This window comes from Streptomyces minutiscleroticus (assembly GCF_014650875.1).
GTDB classification, from domain to species: domain Bacteria; phylum Actinomycetota; class Actinomycetes; order Streptomycetales; family Streptomycetaceae; genus Streptomyces; species Streptomyces minutiscleroticus.
Map to the genome: position 1 here is coordinate 40,573 of NZ_BMVU01000014.1, position 20,328 is coordinate 60,900.

At 72.2% G+C, this 20,328-nt stretch carries 16 protein-coding genes; 9 read left to right on the top strand and 7 right to left on the bottom strand.

Annotated features, from left to right (window positions below; genetic code table 11):
• Positions 1-102: 102 nt before the first annotated feature.
• The 3 genes from gltX to IE271_RS16395 all read right to left on the bottom strand — a co-directional run bounded on the left by gltX (position 103) and on the right by IE271_RS16395 (position 2,736).
• Positions 103-1,578, bottom strand: a complete 1,476-nt coding sequence (gltX, locus tag IE271_RS16385; protein WP_190191050.1) for a glutamate--tRNA ligase — start codon at positions 1,576-1,578, stop codon at positions 103-105.
• Positions 1,571-2,356 carry a fumarylacetoacetate hydrolase family protein gene (locus IE271_RS16390; RefSeq protein WP_190191051.1) on the bottom strand — a complete coding sequence of 262 codons (786 nt, stop codon included), beginning with the start codon at positions 2,354-2,356 and terminating at the stop codon, positions 1,571-1,573. Before IE271_RS16390 ends, gltX begins: the two co-directional genes overlap by 8 nt.
• Before the next feature lie 200 nt (positions 2,357-2,556).
• Positions 2,557-2,736 (bottom strand): hypothetical protein, encoded by a 180-nt coding sequence (locus IE271_RS16395; RefSeq protein WP_190191127.1) that lies wholly within the window; start codon positions 2,734-2,736, stop codon positions 2,557-2,559.
• Positions 2,737-3,341: 605 nt separating this feature from the next.
• Here IE271_RS16395 and IE271_RS16400 point away from each other — a divergent pair.
• From IE271_RS16400 to IE271_RS16435, 8 genes are all read left to right on the top strand, one after another.
• Entirely contained in the window at positions 3,342-7,277 is a 3,936-nt protein-coding gene (locus IE271_RS16400; RefSeq protein ID WP_190191052.1) for a sensor histidine kinase, read from the top strand.
• A 9-nt stretch (positions 7,278-7,286) separates the two neighbouring features.
• On the top strand, positions 7,287-7,700 hold the full coding sequence (locus tag IE271_RS16405) for a roadblock/LC7 domain-containing protein (RefSeq protein WP_095936862.1): 414 nt from the start codon (positions 7,287-7,289) through the stop codon (positions 7,698-7,700).
• Positions 7,701-7,809: 109 nt separating this feature from the next.
• The gene (locus IE271_RS16410; protein ID WP_059131717.1) at positions 7,810-8,208 is read left to right on the top strand and encodes a DUF742 domain-containing protein; all 399 of its coding nucleotides are present in this window, start codon (positions 7,810-7,812) and stop codon (positions 8,206-8,208) included.
• On the top strand, positions 8,189-8,764 hold the full coding sequence (locus tag IE271_RS16415) for a GTP-binding protein (protein ID WP_054219273.1): 576 nt from the start codon (positions 8,189-8,191) through the stop codon (positions 8,762-8,764). The genes IE271_RS16410 and IE271_RS16415 overlap by 20 nt, the downstream gene beginning before the upstream one ends.
• A gap of 348 nt (positions 8,765-9,112) precedes the next feature.
• Positions 9,113-12,406 (top strand): sensor histidine kinase, encoded by a 3,294-nt coding sequence (locus tag IE271_RS16420; RefSeq protein WP_190191053.1) that lies wholly within the window; start codon positions 9,113-9,115, stop codon positions 12,404-12,406.
• A gap of 10 nt (positions 12,407-12,416) precedes the next feature.
• The gene (locus IE271_RS16425) at positions 12,417-12,830 is read left to right on the top strand and encodes a roadblock/LC7 domain-containing protein (RefSeq protein WP_004983065.1); all 414 of its coding nucleotides are present in this window, start codon (positions 12,417-12,419) and stop codon (positions 12,828-12,830) included.
• A gap of 94 nt (positions 12,831-12,924) precedes the next feature.
• A complete protein-coding gene (locus IE271_RS16430; protein ID WP_190191054.1) occupies positions 12,925-13,497 on the top strand; it encodes a DUF742 domain-containing protein in 573 nt (190 codons plus the stop codon).
• Entirely contained in the window at positions 13,478-14,059 is a 582-nt protein-coding gene (locus IE271_RS16435; protein ID WP_190191055.1) for a GTP-binding protein, read from the top strand. The genes IE271_RS16430 and IE271_RS16435 overlap by 20 nt, the downstream gene beginning before the upstream one ends.
• A gap of 145 nt (positions 14,060-14,204) precedes the next feature.
• On the opposite strand, the gene IE271_RS16440 is transcribed toward IE271_RS16435, so the two are convergent.
• The 4 genes from IE271_RS16440 to IE271_RS16455 all read right to left on the bottom strand — a co-directional run bounded on the left by IE271_RS16440 (position 14,205) and on the right by IE271_RS16455 (position 19,177).
• Positions 14,205-14,399: an acyl-CoA carboxylase epsilon subunit gene (locus tag IE271_RS16440; RefSeq protein ID WP_190191056.1), complete on the bottom strand. Its 195-nt coding sequence runs from the start codon at positions 14,397-14,399 to the stop codon at positions 14,205-14,207.
• A gap of 57 nt (positions 14,400-14,456) precedes the next feature.
• Complete coding sequence (locus tag IE271_RS16445; RefSeq protein WP_190191057.1) at positions 14,457-16,049, bottom strand: acyl-CoA carboxylase subunit beta; 1,593 nt, start codon at positions 16,047-16,049, stop codon at positions 14,457-14,459.
• 154 nt (positions 16,050-16,203) lie between these two features.
• Complete coding sequence (locus IE271_RS16450) at positions 16,204-18,525, bottom strand: polysaccharide lyase 8 family protein (RefSeq protein WP_190191058.1); 2,322 nt, start codon at positions 18,523-18,525, stop codon at positions 16,204-16,206.
• Positions 18,526-18,661: 136 nt separating this feature from the next.
• Positions 18,662-19,177, bottom strand: a complete 516-nt coding sequence (locus IE271_RS16455; protein ID WP_190191059.1) for a hypothetical protein — start codon at positions 19,175-19,177, stop codon at positions 18,662-18,664.
• A 330-nt stretch (positions 19,178-19,507) separates the two neighbouring features.
• Here IE271_RS16455 and IE271_RS16460 point away from each other — a divergent pair, with 330 nt between their 5' ends.
• Positions 19,508-20,122: a YceI family protein gene (locus IE271_RS16460; protein WP_190191060.1), complete on the top strand. Its 615-nt coding sequence runs from the start codon at positions 19,508-19,510 to the stop codon at positions 20,120-20,122.
• Positions 20,123-20,328 lie beyond the last annotated feature (206 nt).

The following is a 20,328-nucleotide window of genomic DNA, read 5'->3' on the forward strand; positions in this document are numbered from 1 at the left end:
TGTCCGGGGAGCGCGGGGCGGCCGGAAGGCTGAACTCCGGGTGACCGCCGGGCGTACGCGAAGGGGGCGGTGGCCCACCACGGCCACCGCCCCCCGTGCGCGCTACGCGGCGAGCCGCTCCAGCGCCTTGTCGATGCGGGCCAGCGTCCGCTCCTGGCCCAGGATCTCCAGGGACTCGAAGAGGGGCAGGCCGACCGTGCGGCCGGTGACGGCGACGCGGACCGGGGCCTGGGCCTTGCCGAGCTTGAGGCCGTGGGCCTCGCCGGCGGCCAGGACGGCCTCCTTCAGGGACTCGGCCGAGCTCCAGTCGGCCGCCCGGAGCTTCTCACGGGCCGTGCGGAGCAGCGCGTCGCTGCCCTCCTTCATGGCCTTGGTCCAGGACGCCTCGTCGAGGACCGGCTCCGGCAGGAAGAGGAAGTCGACGTTGTCCGTGATCTCCGAGAGGACCTTGAGACGGGTCTGGGCGTGCGGGGCGATCGCCTGCCACTGGGCCTCGTCGAAGTCCTCCGGCGCCCACGGGGCGGCCGGCGCCTGCAGCCACGGCCGGCAGCGCTCGGTGAAGTCCTTCACGTCGAGCATGCGGATGTGGTCGGCGTTGATCGCCTCGGCCTTCTTCAGGTCGAAGCGGGCCGGGTTCGGGTTCACGTCCGCGACGTCGAAGGCGGCGACCATCTCGTCGATCGTGAAGATGTCCTGGTCGGCCGAGAGGGACCAGCCGAGGAGCGAGAGGTAGTTGAGCAGGCCCTCCGGCAGGAAGCCGCGCTCGCGGTAGAGGTTCAGCGACGACTGCGGGTCGCGCTTGGAGAGCTTCTTGTTGCCCTCGCCCATCACGTACGGCAGGTGGCCGAAGGCCGGGATCTCCTTGGCGACGCCCAGCTCGATCAGCGCCTTGTACAGCGCGATCTGGCGCGGGGTGGAGGAGAGCAGGTCCTCGCCGCGCAGGACGTGGGTGATCTCCATCAGGGCGTCGTCGACCGGGTTGACCAGCGTGTAGAGCGGGGCGCCGTTGGCGCGGACGATGCCGTAGTCCGGCACGTTCTCCGGCTGGTACGTGATCTCGCCGCGGACCAGGTCGGTGAAGGTGATCGCCTCGTCGGGCATGCGGAAGCGGACGATGGGCTCGCGGCCCTCGGCCTCGTAGGCGGCCTTCTGCTCGGCGGTCAGCTCACGGCAGTGGCCGTCGTAGCCGGACGGCTTCCCGGCGGCGCGGGCGGCCTCGCGGCGGGCGTCGAGCTCCTCCGTGGAGCAGTAGCAGTGGTAGGCGTGGCCGCCGTCGAGAAGCTTCTGCGCGACGTCCTTGTAGAGGTCCATGCGCTGCGACTGGCGGTACGGCGCGTGCGGGCCGCCGATCTCGGGGCCCTCGTCCCAGTCGAAGCCCAGCCAGCGCATCGAGTCCAGCAGCTGCTCGTAGGACTCCTCGGAGTCGCGCGCCGCGTCGGTGTCCTCGATGCGGAAGACCAGGGTGCCGCCGTGGTGGCGGGCGAACGCCCAGTTGAACAGGGCGGTGCGGACCAGGCCCACGTGGGGGTTGCCGGTCGGCGAGGGACAGAAACGTACGCGGGGGGTCGCGTTAGCCACGCTTGATCACCTTGTTGGTGAGAGTGCCGATGCCTTCGATGGTGACGGCGACCTCGTCGCCGACGTTGAGGGGGCCGACCCCGGCCGGGGTGCCCGTGAGGACGACGTCACCGGGGAGCAGGGTCATGGCCTCGGTGATGTTGACGATGAGGTCCTCGATGGAGTGGGTCATCTCGCTGGTGCGGCCGAGCTGCCGCTGCTGCCCGTTGACCGTGCACTGGATGGTGAGGTCGGAGGCGGCCGCGAGGTCGAGGTCCGTCTCCACCCAGGGGCCGAGCGGGCAGGAGGTGTCGAAGCCCTTGGCCCGGGCCCACTGCTTCTCGCGGCGCTGCACGTCGCGGGCGGTGACGTCGTTGGCGCAGGTGTAGCCGAGGATGACGTCCTGGACGCGCTCGCGCGGGACCTCGCGGCACATGCGGCCGATGACCACGGCCAGCTCGGCCTCGTGGTGGACCTCGGAGGAGAAGGAGGGGTAGGCGATCTCGTCGCCGGGGCCGATCACCGAGGTGGACGGCTTGAAGAAGGCGAAGGGGGCCTCGGGGACCTCGTTGCCGAGCTCCCTGGCGTGCTCCGCGTAGTTGCGGCCGAAGGCCACGACCTTGTTCGGCAGCACGGGCGGGAGCAGCCGGACCTTGCTCAGGGGCACCTTCGTGCCGGAGAGCTCGAAGTCCGCGAAGGGGATGCCCTTGATGATGTCGAGGACGAGCTCGTCCGGCTTGTCCCCCTCGACCGCGCCGAAGGCGACGTTGCCGTCGATGGAGAATCTGGCGATGCGCACGGGTGCCTTACGCCCCTCACTGAGCTGGCTTGGAGTCTGACGCTCCAGGCTAACGCGGCGGAGGGCGGCTGCCTGTCCGTATTGTTCGCGCGCGGTGCGCGACGCGGTTTTCCGGCCGCGGTGCGCGACGCGGTTCTCCGGCCGCGGTGCGGCGCGGCCGCGCGGAGCCGGCGCCGGGGGTCCGGCGCGGCCCCGCGGGATCACTCCGCGGCGGCGGGCACGGCCTGGGCGGGGAGCTCGTTCAGAATGGTGCGGCGCGGGTTGGCGGTCCGGGTGGGCAGCTCCACGGCGTGCTCCGGCAGCTCCGGCGTCGCCAGCTCGCCGGCGTCCCCGAGGTGGGCCAGCGTCGTGCGGCGCGGGTTGGCTATGTTGCGGAACATCATCGTCTTCACTGCTGTTTCGCCCTTGTCGTGTCCGGGCGTCCGGCGGCACCAGGGGGCCGGGGACGGACGCTGCTTGTCGGATTCGTCATCCTTGTAAAGCGTCAGGCTAGACACGCGCATTCCCCGAGAAGACGTGATGGCTTCATGGGGAGCATGTGAGTTTCCTCACGAACCGCCCGTCAAAAAGGTCAATTCAGGCTCGCAGGTACTATGAGCAAAGCAGACATTACGCACCTGAAGCGAGCATTCCGCTCCTGATCATGAAGACTGGGACACCCGCGGTGCATCGCTGGAACGCCGAGGTATGCCCCATATGTACGGGAACCCTTTCCACGCCCAGTGATCCACCCCTCACGCGCCGTCACGGTAAGTGGTGCCGGGGCCACGGGCCTTGTTGGAGATCCGGCACTGTGCTGGAATTCCACGGACCGCCGCGGAACGACAACCGGCGCACGGGGGCGCAACGCAGCGCCGAGTGGCGGCGGGGAGGGGGAGCCAGCGCCGGTCACTCACGACCACCATGGGGCGCCCACGCCCCTAACACGCCGACACCGTCCCACCGTTCCAGCGGCGGGACGCCTGGTCCAGAGGTTGCGACGCTAGTGCAGGGACGTTTCAAGAGGGATGGCAGCGCTTCGGCGGAGCCGGAGCCGCACGGCGGGACTGGCCCTTCGGCCGTCAGCTCCTCGCCCCAGCACGCCCAGAACCAGGGTCCGGCACAGGCCGGCGACAGCGGCGAGCGGACCGCGCGCACCGGCGCCGCCGCACCGGCACCGGGGACTCCGGCCCCGGCCCCCAAGGCGAAGAAGGCGAACGACACCGGCTCCCGTGTCGCCCTGCGCAACTGGCGCATCTCCACCCGCCTCGTCTCGCTGCTCGCCCTCCCCGTGGTCGCCGCGACCTCGCTGGGCGCCCTGCGCATCAGCGACTCGATGGACGACATCCAGCAGCTCGACAACATGAAGCTGCTGACCGACATGACCAAGCAGGCGACCGAGCTCGCCGCCGCGCTCCAGGAGGAGCGTGACCGGTCGGCGGGTCCGCTCTCGCACGGCGCGAAGGCCACCGACTTCACGGTCAAGGGCGTCCGGGACAAGACGGACCGCGCGCGGGCCGCCTTCATGGAGGGCACCCACAAGATCGACGACGCGGCCGGGGACACCAGCCTGGAGGGCGTCCGCGACAACATCGTCGCCATCGCCTCCGAGCTGAGCAAGCTCTCCTCGATCCGCAACGACGCCTACAAGGACGACCGGAACACCGCGCAGACCGTCGAGGCGTACCACCGGCTCATCGACCGGCTGCTCGGCCTCTCCCAGGACATGGCCGAGGCCACCAGCAACCCGGAGATGATCCAGCGCACCCGCGCCCTGTCGGCCTTCTCCTCCGCCAAGGAGTACGCGTCGATCCAGCGCGCCGTCATCGCCGCGGCGCTGCCCGCCAACGACAACGTCTACGGCTCCCTCTCCGAGAACGACCGGCAGTACGCGCTCTCGGCCTTCGACAGCCAGAAGTCGGAGCTGACCAGCTTCAGCAGCATCTACGACGGCAACTCGCGCGAGCTGACGAAGCCGATCGACGACGCGAGCCCGACGATCCAGGAGGCCGACACCTACGCGGAGCGCGTGCTCAGCCGCGAGAACGGCCTGCGGCTGCGCGACAAGCGCTCGTACATGGACTGGATCGACGCCGACTCCGCCAAGCTGTCGGAGATGGCGAAGATCGAGCGCACGCTGCTCAGCGAGATGGTGCAGAAGGCCCGTGAGCTGCGCAGCGAGTCCGAGCGCGAGGCCATCATCTCCGGTGCGATCATCCTGATCGTCCTCGGCGTCTCGCTGGTCGGCGCCTTCGTGGTGGCCCGCTCCATGATCCGTTCGCTGCGCCGGCTGCAGGACACCGCGACCAGGGTCGCCCAGGACCGCCTGCCCGAGCTGGTCAAGCAGCTGTCCGAGTCCGACCCGCAGGACGTCGACACGTCCGTGGAGTCGGTCGGCGTGCACTCCCGGGACGAGATCGGCCAGGTGGCCGCGGCCTTCGACGACGTGCACCGCGAGGCGGTCCGCCTCGCCGCCGAGCAGGCCCTCCTGCGGGGCAACGTCAACGCGATGTTCACCAACCTCTCGCGCCGCTCCCAGGGCCTCATCCAGCGCCAGCTGTCGCTGATCTCCGAACTGGAGTCCCGCGAGGCCGACCCGGACCAGCTGTCCTCGCTGTTCAAGCTGGACCACCTCGCGACCCGTATGCGCCGCAACGGCGAGAACCTCCTCGTCCTCGCCGGTGAGGAGCCCGGCCGCCGCTGGACCCGTCCGGTCCCGCTGGTCGACGTGCTCCGCGCCGCCGCCTCCGAGGTGGAGCAGTACGAGCGCATCGAACTGGCCGCGGTGCCGGCCACCGAGGTCGCCGGCCGCGTCGTCAACGACCTCGTGCACCTGCTCGCCGAGCTGCTGGAGAACGCCACCTCGTTCTCCTCCCCGCAGACCAAGGTCAAGGTCACCGGTCACGCGCTGCCCGACGGCCGCGTCCTGATCGAGATCCACGACACCGGCATCGGCCTCTCCCCCGAGGACCTCGCGGCGATCAACGAGCGGCTCGCCTCGCCGCCCACCGTGGACGTCTCCGTCTCCCGCCGCATGGGCCTGTTCGTGGTCGGCCGCCTCTCGCAGCGCCACGGCATCCGCATCCAGCTGCGCCCGTCCGACTCCGGCGGTACGACCGCGCTGGTCATGCTGCCCGTCGACGTCGCCCAGGGCGGCAAGAAGGCCCCGGGCAAGCCGGGCCAGGGCGCGGGCCCGTCCGGCGGTCCGGCCGCCGCGCAGGCCGCGGCCGGCGTCGCCGCCGCCCGCCGGGGCAACGGCAACGGCAACGGTCCCGCCCTCGGCGGCGGTGCCGCGGCGGGCAACGGCAACAACGGCAACAGACTCGGCGCCGGGCCGCAGCGCGGCCAGGTCGGCGCGGGCGCCGGTGCGCGCGCCGCGCTGCCCGGCCGGGACGCGGGCGGCCGTCCGAACGGCCCCGGCGGCCCGCGCGGTCCGCAGGGCCCCCAGAACCCCCAGTCCCCGCAGCACCCGCAGGGCAGGCCGGCTCCCGCCGGCGCCGGCGCGCCGCAGGGCGGCTTCGACAACGGCGGCCGCCAGGATCTGTTCGGCAACGGCCAGGACGCCTTCGGCAGCGGCCAGGACGCCTTCGGCCACCGGGACATGTTCGGCAGCGGCCAGGACGCCTTCGGCGCCCCGGCCCGCGGCCCCGTGCCGCCGCAGCAGCAGCCCGCCAACGACCCCGCCGAGCAGGGCGGCCTCCGCCCGCAGCTCCCGGCGCGCGGCGGTCCGCGGCCCGAGCTGCCCGGCGCCCCGCGGCAGCAGAACCCCGGCTGGGGCGACGAGACGGCGCAGCCGCCTCTCCAGCGCGCCTCGCTCGACGCGCCGCGCGGCCACGAGGAGCCCCTCGACAGCACCTCGCAGCTGCCCCGCTTCGACGAGCACCAGGGTCCCGGCGCGACCTCCGAGATACCCCGCTTCGACGAGCACCAGGGTCCGGGGTCGACCTCCGAGATCCCGCGGATCGACGAGCACCAGGGCCCGGGGTCGACCTCCGAGTTCGCCCGTCCGGACTTCGACGCTCCGCCGCCCGGCGCGGGCGCGCCCCAGGGCGACGGCCAGTTCGTGCGCTCGGACGTGTTCGGCACGCCCGGCCGGCCCGACCCCGCCGCGCAGAACCCGCAGGGCCCCGGCCGGTTCGCCGGTCCCGGCCAGGACGCGCCGTACCAGGACCCGTCCTCGACCGGGCAGTTCGCGACCGCCGGGTACGACACCGGCGACCACGGCCTGCCCGGCGCCGACCGGCAGCAGGACACGGGCCAGTACCCGGAGGACACGGGTCGGTACCCGGCGCCCGGCTACGGCGGGCCCCAGGCCCCCGCGGCCGGCGACCCGTTCCGGCAGCAGGACCCCTTCTTCCAGCAGCAGGACCCGTTCCAGCAGCAGGACCCCTTCCAGCGACCGGGGGCCAGCGGCTCCCACGCGCCGCAGCGCCCGCAGCAGCGCCGGCGCCCCGTCCTCCCGCAGGAGCCCGAGGCGCTGCCGCCGGCCTCGGGTCCGGGCGACGGCCGTACGCCGTTGTACGAGGCGCTGGAGACCAACTGGTTCCGCGGGGGGCAGAACGGCGGCGGTCCCCAGGACCGCGGCGCCCACGTCCCCCAGCAGCAGACCCCTTCCGCTCCGCAGCGGCAGGCCGCCTCTCCGGCGGCCACCGCCTGGCGCAGCTCGCCGAACGACGACCTCGTCCGGCAGGCCGAGCGGGTCCGGCAGCCCTCGGCGGGCGGGGTCACCACCTCCGGCCTGCCGCGCCGGGTGCCCCGTGCGAACCTCGTCGCGGGCACGGCTCAGCAGCAACAGCACCAAACCGGTCCGCAGGTCTCGCGTGCGCCCGATGACGTACGCGGCCGGCTGACCAATCTCCGTCGGGGCATCCAGCAGGGCCGCCAGGCCGGTAACGGCCAGACGGGCAGCTTCCCGAGCCCCACTCACCAGCAGGAGCGTTAGTTGAGCCCGATGAGCCAGGCGGCACAGAACCTCAACTGGTTGATCACCAATTTCGTGGACAACACCCCCGGGGTGTCCCACACCGTCGTCGTGTCCGCCGACGGACTCCTTCTCGCGATGTCCGAGGGCTTCCCGCGCGACCGCGCCGACCAGCTCGCCGCCGTCGCCTCCGGGCTGACCTCCCTGACGGCCGGGGCCTCCCGGATCTTCGAGGGCGGCACCGTGGCGCAGACCGTGGTCGAGATGGAGCGCGGCTTCCTGTTCCTGATGTCCATCTCGGACGGTTCGTCGCTGGCGGTCCTCTCCCACCCGGAGTGCGACATCGGCCTCGTCGGGTACGAGATGGCGCTGCTCGTGGACCGTGCGGGCGCCGTGCTGACACCGGACCTGCGCGCAGAGCTCCAGGGCAGTCTGCTGCACTGACCGATCCGGCACCACCGTACGAACGACCAACTCCCGTCCGGCCGCCAGCCCCCCACCGGCCCCGTCAGACGGCACGACTGACCGACCTGCTGTCCCGCCCGGAGGATCCATGACCCCGCCCACCGCCTCTCATGATCCGTACGCCGAGCCGTACGGGGACGAGGGCGACCAGCCACTGGTACGTCCGTACGCGATGACCGGTGGCCGGACCCGGCCGCGCTACCAGCTCGCCATAGAGGCGCTGATCAGCACGACGGCCGACCCGGCTCAGCTCATGGGGCTGCTCCCGGAGCACCAGCGCATCTGCCACCTGTGCCGTGAGGTCAAGTCGGTGGCCGAGGTGTCGGCCCTTCTGTCCATGCCGCTGGGTGTGGCCCGGATCCTGGTCGCGGACCTGGCGGAGGCCGGTCTCGTCGCCATCCACCAGCCTGGCGGCGACGAGAACAACGGCGGCGCGCCGGACGTGACACTGCTCGAAAGGGTGCTCAGTGGACTTCGCAAGCTCTGACGGGGGGCGGGCCACCACCTCCGCCAAGATCGTGGTGGCGGGCGGCTTCGGCGTCGGCAAGACGACGTTCGTCGGCGCCGTCTCCGAGATCAACCCGCTGCGCACCGAGGCCGTCATGACGTCCGCCTCGGCGGGCATCGACGACCTGACCCACACCGGGGACAAGACCACCACCACGGTGGCCATGGACTTCGGCCGCATCACGCTCGACCAGGACCTGATCCTGTACCTGTTCGGCACGCCCGGCCAGGACCGCTTCTGGTTCATGTGGGACGACCTGGTGCGCGGCGCCATCGGCGCGGTCGTGCTGGTGGACACCCGGCGGCTCGCCGACTGCTTCCCCGCGGTCGACTACTTCGAGAACAGCGGCCTGCCGTTCGTCATCGCCCTCAACGGCTTCGACGGGCACCAGCCCTACACGCCGGACGAGGTCCGCGAGGCCCTGCAGATCGGCCCCGACACCCCGATCATCACCACCGACGCCCGCCACCGCGCGGACGCCAAGAGCGCCCTGATCACCCTGGTCGAGCACGCGCTCATGGCCCGGCTGCGCTAGCACCCAAATCGTCAGTGCCGTACGGCAGTTGCCGTAGGGGCCCCGGAGCCGGCTGTGTCCTTTGACACGGCCGGCCCCGGTGTTCATAACGTTTCGAAAGAGAATTGCCCCAGCGCCACCACGCGTCGCTACCGCCTGGTGTCGCTCCGCGCACACCGGCCCCGTCTTTTGGCGGGGCTCGCTCTTTATGACCGTTTTATCTAGGGCTTACCTCACCCGGAATCAAGGGTTCCGAGTGTTTGGAAGAGCACCATCTGACGTGCTGGAATGCCGGGACTGCCCAGTAGGCATGGGCATGCATGGACAGCGGCACGACGTTGGTGCCGACGCCGAGAGGTTGTTGGTCGAGTGAGGCGAAGCAAGAACGGTCCCGAGCCGTCGGCACGGGGCAACTTCACCCCGCCGGCGCGCGGAGCGGCGACCGCACACGTGCCCGGCTCGGAGTCGACTGCCACTCCCGTGCCGAGCGGCGGCCGGCTCTCCCCGCGCAACTGGCGGGTGCGGACCAGACTGAACGCGATCCTGCTCATACCCGTGCTGGTCGGCCTGGTCATGGGCGGCTTCCAGGTGAAGGGCTCCATCGACACCTGGCAGGAGGCCGAGGACGCGGAGAAGACCGCGCTCCTGGTCCAGGCCGCGCTGACGTACGGCGACCGGCTCATCGACGAGCGCGACGTCTCCGCCGCCCCGCTGCTGCAGGGCAAGGGCGAGAGCGACGACGCCGTCGTGGCGGCCCGCAAGGCCACCGACGACGCCGCCGACGCCTTCGACCGGGCCGCGGAGAACATGCCCGCCAAGGCGGGTCTGGAGCGCCGGCTGTCCCTCTTCCGCAAGGTCGAGCCCGACCTCGTCACGCTGCGCAAGACGGCGTACACCTCCAAGCTGACCGGGGTGCAGACCGAGGAGGGCTACGTCGCCATCCAGCACCCGCTGATGGAGTTCGCCAACGAACTCGGCCTCGGCACCGGCAACATCACCAGCTACGGCCGGACCGTCTACGCCCTGTCGCTGGCCAAGGCGGCGCTGTCGCTGGAGCGGTCCATCGGCACGCACCTGCTGGTCAAGCCCGGCCCCAGCGACAAGAGCCTGTCCCAGCAGCGCGTGGCGCTCACCTCGTACGCGTACCTGGAGAACATCGCCATCGAGGAGTACCTCGGCGGCGGCACCGCGGCCGACGAGGCGAAGCTGAGGGCCGCGCAGAAGAAGCTGGAGTCCGACGGCCGGGCGCGGGCGAAGAAGGCCGCCGAGGAGGCGCAGGCCGCGGGCCGGAACTACGTCCCGCCGCCGTCCGACCCCGCCGGCATGGTCGCGGGCATCGCGAGCCTGCAGACCACCGAGCCCACCGAGCGCGTCGCACTGGGCGAGCAGGGCATCACCGCCGAGAACTGGTGGGCCGTCAACACCGCCAAGTTCGACGCGTACCGCCAGATCGAGTCCGACCTCGCCGACAAGGCCGTGGGCGAGGCCGCCGGCATCGCCGACGACGCCCGCACGGACGCCCTGGTCACCGGTGCCGCCGTGGTGGTCGCGCTGCTGGCCGCGTTCGTCCTGGCCGGTATGATGGCGCGTCAGATGAGTCGTTCCATGCGTCAGCTGCGCACCGCCGCCTTCGGCGTCGCCGAGCAGCGCCTGCCGATGCTGGTGGACCAGCTCTCGCGCACCGACCCCGGCCGGGTCGACACCCGCGTCACGCCCATCCCGATCTCGTCCACGGACGAGATCGGCGAGGTGGCCCGCGCCTTCGACCAGGTCCACCGCGAGGCCGTCCGGCTCGCCGCCGAGCAGGCCCTGCTGCGGGGCAACATCAACGCGATCTTCACCAACCTCTCGCGCCGCAACCAGTCGCTGATCGAGGGCCAGCTGACCCTGATCACCGACCTCGAGAACAACGAGGCCGACCCGGACCAGCTGGAGAACCTCTTCCGACTGGACCACCTCGCGACCCGTATGCGCCGCAACGGCGAGAACCTCCTGGTCCTCGCGGGCGAGGAGCCCGGCCGCCGCTGGGACCAGCCGGTCCCCCTGGTCGACGTGCTGCGCGCCGCCTCCTCCGAGGTGGAGCAGTACGAGCGCATCGAGCTCTCCGGCGTCCCCGAGGCCGAGATCCACGGCCGCGCCGTGACCGACCTCGTGCACCTGCTGGCCGAGCTGCTGGAGAACGCCACCACGTTCTCCTCCCCGCAGACCAAGGTCCGCGTCACCGCGACCCGGCTGCCCGACGGCCGCGTCATGGTCGAGATCCACGACAAGGGCATCGGCCTCACCGCCGAGGACTTCGCGGACATCAACCACAAGCTCGCCAACCCGCCGACCGTGGACGCCGCGATCTCCCAGCGCATGGGCCTGTTCGTGGTCGGCCGGCTCTCCGACCGGCACGGCATCCGCGTCCAGCTGCGCCCCTCCGGCGAGCAGGCCGGCACCACCTCGCTGGTCATGCTCCCCGACGCCATCACCCACGGCGGCGGCGGCGACCAGGAGCCGCAGCAGAGCGAGTTCACCGTCTCGCAGCTCATCCCGGAGCAGCCGGCCTTCCCCGGCGAGGACTTCCAGGGCCCGCCGCCGCTGCGCACGGCCGCGGAGCTGGGCTTCGACGACAGCCGCTACCCGGAGGTCCCCGACGACATCCGCGAGCTGGACCCCGTGGGCCGCTCCCTGATGCGCGAGGAGCGCCGCGCGGCCCTGGAGGCCCAGGCGCAGGGCGCCCGCCCGGGGGACGGGCAGGACCCGGCCGGGCAGCCGTTCGGCAACGAGTTCGAGGGCGGCCCCGTCCAGGGCGCCGGCGCGCCGGCGTACGAGGGGCAGCAGACCGCGTACGACGCCGGGCAGGGCGCCTACGACACCGCGTCGCAGCCCGCCTACGACAACGGTCAGGCCGCCTACGCCGACCCGGCCGCGTACGACCGGCAGACGGCGTACACCGACCGGCCGCAGGCCGGGCAGCAGCAGGCGGGACAGCGGCCGGCGTACGACGATCCGTACTTCCCCGCGTCCGGCGGTTTCCCCGGGACCCCGTATGCGGAGCCGGTCCAGGAGGCCGCGCCGGCCGCCCCCGGCCTGCCGCAGGAGAGCTTCCCGGCGTTCACGGAACGACGTCACCAGGACGACTGGCCGCAGCAGGACGAGTACCACCCCGGCTACGGCTCCGAGTACGCTCCGGAACCGGAATCTACGCAGGCCGCTGACGCGAGTGAGCAGGAACGCGTAGGCTTCGACCGTCCGGGACCGGCCCCCTCCGCCGTCCACGAGCTGACCGACGCCGGGCTGCCGCGCCGCGGTCCCACCGCGAACGGCAACGGCGGGCAGCGGGTGGGCGAGAGTGCGCCGGCCTCCCCGGACACCAGCGGCGACGACGACTGGCGCTCCGCCAACGACCAGCGGTGGCAGCGCGCGGAACAGCTGCGGAAGCCCAAGGCGGGCGGGGTGACCGCCTCCGGCCTCCCGCGGCGGGTGCCCAAGGCCAACCTGGTCGAGGGCACCGCCGAGAAGACCCCACAGGGCGGCCCACAGGTCTCCCGCGCCCCCGAGGACATCCGGGGCAGGCTGAGCAACCTGCGCCGGGGCGTCCAGCGGGGACGCAGTGCAGGAAGTGACACGAACGGCCAGGGCTTCGGTCCTGACAGCACCTACGACCAGGAGCGTTAGTGTGAGCCCGATGAGCCAGGCGGCACAGAACCTGAACTGGTTGATCACCAACTTCGTGGACAACACCCCCGGGGTGTCCCACACGGTGGTGGTCTCCGCCGATGGACTCCTTCTGGCGATGTCCGAAGGCTTTCCCCGTGACCGCGCCGACCAGCTCGCGGCGGTCGCGTCCGGACTGACCTCGCTGACGGCGGGCGCCTCCCGCATCTTCGAGGGCGGCAGCGTGAACCAGACGGTTGTGGAGATGGAGCGGGGATTCCTCTTCATCATGTCCATCTCCGACGGTTCCTCCCTCGCGGTCCTCGCACATCCCGAGGCGGACATCGGTCTCATCGGGTACGAGATGGCGCTTCTGGTGGACCGTGCCGGTACGGTTCTGACCCCCGACCTCCGTGCGGAGCTCCAGGGCAGCCTTCTCAACTGACAGACAGACGGTGCGTCTTGGCGTCCCGGGGCCGTAAGGTTTCGGGACGCGGCTCCACAGCGTTGGGCGCCAGGCACAGTCGGAGGAGGAGAAAGTGGCAACACCCCCAGGCGGTTCGTCGTCGGGCAACTGGTCCTACGGACCTGGCCAGGGTGACGGGAACCGGTACGACTTTCCCTCCGCGCCGAGCCAGCCGCAGCAGCCGTACGCGCCCCAGGTCCCCCAGGGACCCGGGCCGTCGCCGTACGACCAGCCGTCGGCACCGCGCATCCAGCCCGTGCAGCCGCAGCGTCGCACCCCGGAACCGGCGCCCGCGGGGGCGTCGAGCAACCCCCTGGTGCGCCCGTACGCCATGACGGGCGGCCGCACCAGGCCGCGGTACCAGCTCGCCATCGAGGCACTGGTGCACACCACCGCACAGCCGCACCAGATGCAGGGCCAGCTGCCCGAGCATCAGCGGATCTGCAACCTCTGCCGGGAGATCAAGTCGGTGGCCGAGATCTCGGCCCTGCTCGCCATCCCTCTCGGCGTGGCCAGGATTCTCGTCGCCGACTTGGCGGAGGCGGGCCTGGTAGCCATCCATCAGCCCGGCGGCGACGAGAGCGCCGGCGGCCAGCCAGACGTGACACTGCTCGAAAGGGTGCTCAGTGGACTTCGCAAGCTCTAGCGGCGGTCCTTCCCGCTCCACCACCTCCGCGAAGATCGTGGTGGCGGGCGGCTTCGGCGTGGGCAAAACCACGTTCGTCGGCGCCGTGTCGGAGATCAACCCGCTGCGCACCGAGGCCGTCATGACATCCGCTTCGGCGGGCATCGACGACCTGACCCACACCGGGGACAAGACCACCACCACGGTGGCCATGGACTTCGGCCGCATCACGCTCGACCAGGACCTGATCCTGTACCTGTTCGGCACGCCCGGCCAGGACCGCTTCTGGTTCATGTGGGACGACCTGGTACGCGGCGCCATCGGCGCCATCGTCCTCGTGGACACCCGGCGACTCGCCGACTGCTTCCCCGCGGTCGACTACTTCGAGAACAGCGGCCTGCCGTTCGTCATCGCCCTCAACGGCTTCGACGGCAACCAGCCCTACACGCCGGACGAGGTCCGCGAGGCCCTGCAGATCGGCCCCGACACCCCGATCATCACCACCGACGCCCGCCACCGCGCGGACGCCAAGAGCGCCCTGATCACCCTGGTCGAGCACGCGCTCATGGCCCGGCTGCGCTAGGCGCCCGCGGGACGCGACGAGAGGGGCCCTTCCGGCGGGTGCGGAAGGGCCCCTCTCGTCGCGTGCGCCCCGGCCGGGCACCGGAGACATACGGAAGGGCCCGCTCCTCGGGGGAGCGAGCCCTTCCACGCGTGTCGCGCGGGGCCTAGCGCCAGCTGTGCGGGGCGCGGAAGCCTGACTCGCGCTCCAGGCGGCGCCAGCCGGCCCGCGGGCGGCCGCGGTGGGCCGGGGCGGTCTCCGCGGGGCGGGCGGCGGCGCGGGCGAGGAGGATCGCGGTGAGGGCCGCGAGCTCCTCGGGCTCGGCGTGGCCCTTCTCGACGCGCAGGAAGTTGTCGTTCATGGGTGTCAGTCTCCGTGAGGAAGGGGTCCGCGGCATGTCGGCGCGGGGTCCGCGGGATTACTGCGGCGGGTTGCCGTGCTTGCGGGAGGGCAGGTCGGCGTGCTTGGTGCGCAGCATGGCCAGGGACCTGGCGAGCACCTCGCGGGTCTCGGCGGGGTCGATGACGTCGTCGACCAGGCCGCGCTCGGCCGCGTAGTAGGGGTGCATCAGCTCGGACTTGTACTCCTTGACCATGCGGGTGCGCATGGCCTCGGGGTCCTCGGCCTCGGCGATCTGGCGGCGGAAGATGACGTTGGCGGCGCCTTCGGCGCCCATCACGGCGATCTCGTTGGTGGGCCAGGCGTAGGTGAGGTCGGCGCCGATGGACTGGGAGTCCATGACGATGTAGGCGCCGCCGTAGGCCTTGCGCAGGATCAGCGAGATCCGCGGCACGGTGGCGTTGCAGTAGGCGTACAGCAGCTTGGCGCCGTGGCGGATGATGCCGCCGTGCTCCTGGTCGACGCCGGGCAGGAAGCCGGGCACGTCCAGCAGGGTGAGCAGCGGGATGTTGAAGGCGTCGCACATCTGCACGAAGCGGGCGGCCTTCTCGCTGGCCTCGATGTCCAGCACGCCGGCCAGCACCTGCGGCTGGTTGGCGATGATGCCGACGACCTGGCCGTCCAGGCGGGCCAGCGCGCAGATGATGTTGCGCGCCCAGCGCTCGTGGACCTCCAGGTACTCGCCGTCGTCGACGAGCTCCTCGATGACCTTGGCCATGTCGTAGGGGCGGTTGCCGTCCGCGGGCACCAGGTCGAGGAGCACGTCCGAGCGGCGGTCGACCGGGTCCTCGCAGGCCGTGGCCGGCGGGTTCTCCCGGTTGTTCTGCGGCAGCAGGGAGAGGAGGTAGCGCACCTCGGCCAGGCACGTCTCCTCGTCGTCGTAGGCGAAGTGGCACACGCCGGAGGTCTCGGCGTGCACGTCGGCGCCGCCCAGGCCGTTCTGCGTGATCTCCTCGCCCGTGACGGCCTTGACCACGTCGGGGCCGGTGATGAACATCTGCGAGGTGTCGCGGACCATGAACACGAAGTCCGTCAGCGCCGGGCTGTAGGCCGCGCCGCCCGCGCACGGGCCGAGCATCACCGAGATCTGCGGGATGACGCCGGAGGCCTTGGTGTTGCGCTGGAAGATGCCGCCGTAGCCGGCGAGCGCCGAGACGCCCTCCTGGATGCGGGCGCCCGCGCCGTCGTTCAGGGAGACCAGCGGCGCACCGGCCGCGATGGCCATGTCCATGATCTTGTGGATCTTCGTGGCGTGGGCCTCGCCCAGCGCGCCGCCGAAGATCCGGAAGTCGTGCGCGTAGACGAAGACCGTCCGGCCCTCCACCGTGCCCCACCCGGTGATCACACCGTCGGTGTACGGCTTCTTCGCCTCCAGCCCGAACCCGCTCGCCCGGTGCCGCCGCAGCTGCTCGACCTCCTGGAACGATCCCGGATCCAGCAGCAGCTCGATCCGCTCCCGCGCCGTCAGCTTGCCCTTCGCGTGCTGCGCCGCGGTCGCCTTCTCGCTCGGGCCCGCCAGCGCCTGCGCACGGATCTCGTGCAGCTCGGCCACACGCCCGCGCGCGTCGGCGGGTTCGCCGGCCGAGGATCCGGTGTCGTCCAAAACGGTCATGTAGCGACCTTACGAAGTCGACCAAGGAAACAGGGCCGTCGACTCCTCACAGTCTCCGACCCGTTTTCCTGGTGCCCTTGAACAGAACCACCCCCCTATTCACGCGATTCGACTGCTCAGGGGCCTCGTGGCTTGTAGGGGTCGCACAAACCGGTCAGCTGAGAGCCAGCTCACATTCCCGTGTGGCGCATGCCGTCCCCGGGGTGATGCGCAGCCTCAGCCGGTGCCCGGTGGCGAGGGGTTCGACGCCCTCGCCGGCGCCGAGCACCCGGCGCACGGGGTGCTCCCACACGAGGTCGAAGGGGGTGCCGGTGCGCGGCGGCTCGCCGACGCAGAGGGTAGCGGTCCGCCCCCGGCGGCGCACGAGCAGGCTACAGGGGGCCGTTGAGGTGAACGGTCCCGCCGTCCCGGCCCGCCAGAGGTTCGCGGCGAGAAGGCCCAGGCGGTCCACGCGGACGGCCTGACGGGCCGGGTCGTTGGCGAGGACGCACAGCCCGCCGCCGGTGGCGGCCCGGCGCGCGACGGCCCCTCGCGCGGCACCGGGCAGCACGACGTAGACGTACGCCGCGCCGTCCGGGTCGGTGCCGTGGTCGAGCCAGAGCGTCCGCCAGCGGCGGGTGCGGCGCTCGGCGGTGCCCCCGGCGTTGATGTCGGCCCAGGCCCCGGTGCGGTCCTCGCACAGCGTCCGGGGCGCGGCCCCGCCCGGGAAGAGCCAGCCGCCGTGCCCTTCGAGGTGCGCCCAGCCGCGCCCGGTGGTGAAGGCCCGCGTCCCGCCCTCCCCGAGGTTGCGGTTGTCCACGACCGTCTCGACCGGCACGCCGTCCGAGGCCGTGATCCCGGCCCCCAGGCAGACCACGCAGTCGTCGAGGAAGAACCAGGACTTGCGGGCCCGCAGGGTCGAGCCGAGCCCCTTGAGGTGCTGGCCGACGGCCGCGTACTCCCCGTCCGTCGTGCCGCCGACCCAGCGCGCGTCCGGCCGCGGCTCGCCCCACTCGCCGCCCGCCCGGTCGGCGAGCCGCTTCGTGGACACGGTCGTGCCGGGCATCCGGTAGGGGTCCACGGTCGGCCAGAACCAGTCCGTGTACTGGTCGGCGGGCTCCTGGGCGGCCCACCAGTAGAGCATCCCCGAGCCGGTGTGCCAGCCGCGCGGGTGCTCGCCGTTGCCGCACTCGTAGTGGGCGATCCGGTCGCTGGCCATGGCGAGGTGCGCGGTGAAGCCGGGCCGCCGGTGCACCGCCCGGTCCATGGCCGGGAACAGCCGGTGCCCCACCGGCTCCGGCGCGGCGGGCACCGGGGAGGCCGCCACGGCGTGCAGCCTGGCCAGGTCCGCGACGCCGAACTGCCGCGCCCGCAGGACCGGGGCGACGGTGTCCCGCTCGATCCAGCCCTTCACCATGCCGTGCCAGCGGGCGCGCTCCGCGGGGCCCGCGCTCTCGGCGAGCAGTGCGATCGCCGCGATCAGCGCCTGCCCGTGGACGTGGTCGCCACGCATCACGTGCCGGTCGTCGTCCTTCTGGCACCCGCGGCTGACGGCCCGTCCGCTGACGCCGTCCATCACGAGGCCGTCGTGGACCAGCGGCGCGTACGCGCGCTCCACGCTGTCGAACACGGCCTGCCGGGCGGGGTCGGTCACCTCCCAGGGCGAGTCCGCCAGGAGCGCGAACAGCCGTCCGAGCCCGTCGAGCAGCACCTGCCCGTACGTCCCCGAGTAGGCGACGTGGGCGTGCTGCACGAACGAGCCGTCGGCGTACGGGCCGTCCCCCTCGGTGACGTACCGGAAGACCGGCGACAACGCGTCCCGGGCCAGCGCGATCTTCCCGGGCGCCCGGCCGAGGACGCCGCGCAGGGCGACCGAGCGGCACAGGTCGACGCGGTTGGCCCCGGTGGAGGTGCCGGAGTGGTTCCGCAGCGCCTCGTCCGGGACGAAGTGGTCGACGGCGGCGCAGGCTGCGGCGATCCGGTCGGCGGAGAGCTCGTCGTACAGCGCGGCGACGACGTCCGTCAGGAGCCGGGGGCTGCCGATCCGCCACTCCCACCAGTTGCCGTAGGGCGTGGTGCCGGGGCGGTAGACGGTGGCCGACAGGTGGTCCAGGCCCCGGACGACGTCCGCGAGCAGGCCCGCGTCGCCGGTCGAGCCGGTGCCCGGCTGCACGTACGCCTGCGTCATGGTCCACAGCCGGTCGTAGCTCCGGGTGATGCCGGCCGGCGGGTCGAAGGGGTGGTCGGGCCAGAGGGAGCCGGGCGCGGGGGCCATGGCCGGGCGCAGGCCGCGGGCCAGCTCGCCGGTCTCGGCCAGGCGGGCGGCGCAGGGCTCGGCGGCCGGGTCGTACCCCGTGCCGAGTGCGATCTCCAGCCAGCGGGTGCGGAGCGCGTCGTACACGTCGGCGCCGCCCCCGGCGGCACGGGCGAGGGGGACGCCGGCGGCGTGCGCCGCGAGGGCGGCGGCGAGCAGGAACGTACGGCGCGACGCGGTCACGGGCGGGTCCTCCGACGGCTCGGCGGGCGCGGGGGCCGGACCGGCACCGGCCGCTCCGCGCGGTCGTCCTGGTCCTACCCCGTCCTGTCCCGTCCCGCCCGGCGGACGGGCGGGACGGGGCGCGCGGCGGGCGGACTCAGCAGCCGCCGCAGTTGTAGTACAGGACGTCCCAGTGGTTGCCCTCGTCGGCGTAGACGTTGCCGGAGGCGGACCGGTACTGCGGTGCGCCGTCGCCGCGCAGGCCGATGTACGTGAACGTGCTCTTGACGTAGTTCGTGACGCAGGTGTTCTTGCCGTAGTCGAGCTTGTAGCCGTTCCAGTGCGAGTACGTGCCGCTCGCGTGGCCGGTCTCGGTGCCGCCGGTGATGTTCAGGGCGCAGCCGGTGGCCCGCTTCAGGGTCTGGGCGCCCTGCGCGGTGGCCAGGTTGAGCTGGTCGAACGACGTGCAGGTGGGGGTGTTGCGGTCCGAGCAGCCGCCCGAGGAGGACCAGGTGACGCCGGCCTCGCGGAACATCGAGGTCGCGGTGGCGTGGCTGATCTTGGTGACGGCGACGGCCCCGGCGGAGGCGGCGGCCGCGGAGGCGCCGCCGGCCACGGCGGCGCCGGGGGCGAGAACCAGGGCCAGGGCGGTCAGGGCGGAACGGAGCTTCATACGGGTCCTTCCTGCGGGCTGTGGGGGTCGGGGCACGACGGGCCGTCGCGCCCCGGGAACGGCCGTGCGTCTCGTGGGGCGGTCGTGCGGCAGAGCGGTGCGCGCGCCGGGAGGCCCCTGCGCGGCAAGGAGATGGTGCACGAGGTCTACGCGTGTCCACCAGAGGGCGTCGAGGAGCGTCAGAGGTCTGGACCCATGGCACCGGATCCGGAGGGGTGACACTTTCGCGGAAGCTGTTGAAATCTAAACAGGAATAGGTCTATGGTCTTTCTAGTTGAACGTTAAACAGCTTCGGCGCAGGGCCGGAGCCCGTCTCCGCAAGGACGCGTCATGAGCATCTTCGGCCGCAAGAACAGCACCGCCTCCGCCGCCACCGCCACGGCCCCCGCCCCGGTGAACCCCGAACTGGCCGCGCTGACCGGCGAGTACACGATCGACCCGTCCCACACGACGATCGGTTTCACCGCCCGGCACGCCATGGTCACCAACGTCAAGGGCAGGTTCCTCGACTTCACCGGCACGCTGCGCCTGGACGGCTCCGACCCGGCGAGGTCGACGGCCTCCATCGACGTCGTGATGGACAGCATCGACACCGGCTCGGCGGACCGCGACGGGCACCTGAAGAGCGCGGACTTCTTCAAGACGGAGGAGTTCCCCTCCATGACCTTCCGCTCCACCTCGGTCGAGGCCCTGGGCGGCGACGACTACCGGATCACCGGCGACCTGTCGATCCTCGGCACCACCAAGCCGCTCACCATCGACCTGGAGTTCAACGGCGCGGCGAAGGACCCGTTCGGCAACGAGCGCGTCGGCTTCGAGGGCAAGGCCGAGCTCCTGCGCTCCGAGTGGGGCCTGACCTGGAACGCGGCGCTGGAGACCGGCGGTGTCCTCGTCTCCGACAAGATCAAGCTGAACTTCGACATCTCCGCCGTCAAGCAGGCGTGACCGGCCTCCGCCGGCCCTGTTCCCCGCGAGCGCGAGCGCCCGTCCCCCACTCCGCCATGGAGGGACGGGCGCTCGCACGTCCGCGGCGCGCCACGCCACGGGTCGGCACGCCACGGGCCGTCACGCCGCGGGTCCTCGTCCCGCCGGCCGGCACGCCGCCGGTCCTCGTGCCGCCGGCCGGCACGCCGCCGGTCCTCGTGCCGCCG

What these genes read in the sequence shown, in the direction of transcription:
- IE271_RS16405 (WP_095936862.1), top strand. Translation starts at nt 7,287, where the DNA reads ATGAGCCAGGCGGCACAGAACCTCAACTGGTTGATCACCAATTTCGTG.
- IE271_RS16440 (WP_190191056.1), bottom strand. Translation starts at nt 14,399, where the DNA reads ATGAACGACAACTTCCTGCGCGTCGAGAAGGGCCACGCCGAGCCCGAG.
- IE271_RS16445 (WP_190191057.1), bottom strand. Translation starts at nt 16,049, where the DNA reads ATGACCGTTTTGGACGACACCGGATCCTCGGCCGGCGAACCCGCCGAC.
- IE271_RS16460 (WP_190191060.1), top strand. Translation starts at nt 19,508, where the DNA reads ATGAGCATCTTCGGCCGCAAGAACAGCACCGCCTCCGCCGCCACCGCC.
- IE271_RS16425 (WP_004983065.1), top strand. Translation starts at nt 12,417, where the DNA reads ATGAGCCAGGCGGCACAGAACCTGAACTGGTTGATCACCAACTTCGTG.
- IE271_RS16395 (WP_190191127.1), bottom strand. Translation starts at nt 2,736, where the DNA reads ATGTTCCGCAACATAGCCAACCCGCGCCGCACGACGCTGGCCCACCTC.
- IE271_RS16410 (WP_059131717.1), top strand. Translation starts at nt 7,810, where the DNA reads ATGACCCCGCCCACCGCCTCTCATGATCCGTACGCCGAGCCGTACGGG.
- IE271_RS16455 (WP_190191059.1), bottom strand. Translation starts at nt 19,177, where the DNA reads ATGAAGCTCCGTTCCGCCCTGACCGCCCTGGCCCTGGTTCTCGCCCCC.